The sequence below is a fragment of the Paenibacillus sp. Y660 genome (genome assembly GCF_057221575.1).
Genome location: NZ_JBXBBJ010000067.1, coordinates 1 through 2,011 on the forward strand (window position 1 = coordinate 1; position 2,011 = coordinate 2,011).

General features: G+C 46.5%; 2 pseudogenes and 1 riboswitch. Both pseudogenes read right to left on the reverse strand.

What is annotated here, in order from left to right:
* Positions 1–122 precede the first annotated feature (122 nt).
* Positions 123–770: pseudogene (locus AC2TDN_RS26405) on the reverse strand (solute carrier family 23 protein); the annotation flags it as partial.
* Positions 771–892: 122 nt separating this feature from the next.
* Positions 893–993, reverse strand: a riboswitch (purine riboswitch).
* A 108-nt stretch (positions 994–1,101) separates the two neighbouring features.
* Positions 1,102–1,874, reverse strand: a pseudogene (locus AC2TDN_RS26410) (FecCD family ABC transporter permease); the annotation flags it as partial.
* Between the last annotated feature and the right edge of the window lie 137 nt (positions 1,875–2,011).

A 2,011-nucleotide genomic window follows, 5' to 3' on the forward strand; every position in this document is an offset into this window, starting at 1 on the left:
AACGCTAGACAAGCTGTTGCCTTGGTCAACATCGCTACCGCTGACTTGCCACGTGTTTAAATCTTAATCCAGCTTATCTTAGCTCTCATCTGATGACAAGGTGGGGGCTATTTGACGCTTACGAACAAAATGGCACCTGGTACACGAAGCACCATCAGTGCGCCGATAAGCAGCAAAGCGATGACAGTGAGTACAACCGTTTCATTGTGGAAGCTTCCCAGCTGAATAACGGTTTCGGAGCCGCTAACCGGCGTGAAAACGCCTTGCTTGATATCCGTAAAGCTTGATACGGCAATTGTCATGATACCGCTGTTCTTCAATCCGATAATCGTAATGAACAAGCCGATACCGACCGTAATGGCATGCTTCAAGCTGTCTGGAACAGCTGTTATAAGCATTTGACGAATTTGAGTCAGTGTAAGAATGATAAAAATAATTCCTGAAATAAAGACTGCTGTCAGACCCATTGCAGGCGAGATCGGGGTGTCTGTTGACGCTGATGCAATAACAACCGATGCAAAATACGCGTTCAAGCCCATTCCCGGAGCAAGCGCGACAGGGAAGTTGACGAATAAGCCCATCGCGATGGTGAAGATGCCGGCAGCAAGCGCCGTAGCTAGAAATACTGCTGTCCAGTCTAGACCAGCCGGTGTGAGTATGATTGGATTGACGGCCAATATGTACGCCATCGTCATGAAAGTCGTCAGCCCCGCCATAATCTCTGTTCTGACATTTGTTCCGTGTTCCTTTAAGCGAAAGAAACGTTCCATTTTGATTATAAACCTCCCAAAAATGTGCTGGAACAAACAAAGAAGCCTAGAAAAAAATGCAAAAATACGCATTTCTCCTAGGCTCTGCAAAAAGGGGAAAAATATACACGCCGGACCGCTGCGTGCTTTTCCACCATTTTCGTAGCCTGATCATTTACGGTGACCGAGTAGAGACTCTCAAGCCGATTCTTGAGATTATACGAAAAAATATGCTGTTGTTGTTTTCCGTTTACCATTTTAAAGAGATTACGTCTACTTTGTCAACCACTTTTGACGAACATTAATGGCAATAAATAACTTAATTATTAGTTTTTATCCATACTTTCTGATGTTACTTCCCCTTTTTGACGAGTGAACGATACATTAGAACCAAAAAGTAAGGCGCGCCAATCAGCATAATGATAAGTCCAGACGGTATTTCCTTCGGCGCCATCACTGTTCTTCCAAGCGTATCCGCTATGACCAGCAATATTCCGCCAAGCAGCCCCGATAATACAATGGAACGTCTTGTATGATGCCCGATCATCATGCGAACCGCATGAGGCGCTATTAACCCAAGGAAACCAATCGTTCCTACGCTCGCAACAGCACCAGCTGCAAGGAGGACGCCGATAATCATCGACCACAGCCTCGTCCATAGGTCGTGCCGGTTATCCAGACAAAGGCGGCACTGCTCCACAAACTTGCCTTAACAATCATCGCCTGTATCCCGGCTGAGCCAATTGCTGAAACCGCGATTCCGAGCAAAATAAGAACCGATGGATTAAGCGACTTGCGCCACGCTAGGAAAAATACAAAAGCAGCAGCGATAATTCCGCCCGCTATCGCGGCAATCGGAAGAACAAAAATGGGCAGTGTCGGCCAAGCGACAAGCACGACTAGAGCGCCAAAACCCGCACCCGAGGTCACCCCGATAATGGAGGCGTCCGCAAGCGGATTGCGAACGGCGCTTTGGATGAGTACCCCGCTTATAGCCAGCGCAATACCTCCTCCTGCAGCAACAAGCGTACGAGGAAGTCGTAAGTTTAGCAATACGGAGTAAGAAGAATCACCTGACCCTACAAGACTTCTAAGCAAGTCGACAATTGGAATTTTTGTTCCGCCATTGTCAATATAAACCTGAATTTCGAAAGTCCATAGTAATGAGCCTTAATACACGATGTCATAGGGGACTACTTCCAAAAATGTAAGTGGAAATGATGAATCGACAGGTATTGCTAGATTTTAGCATACACCATCCC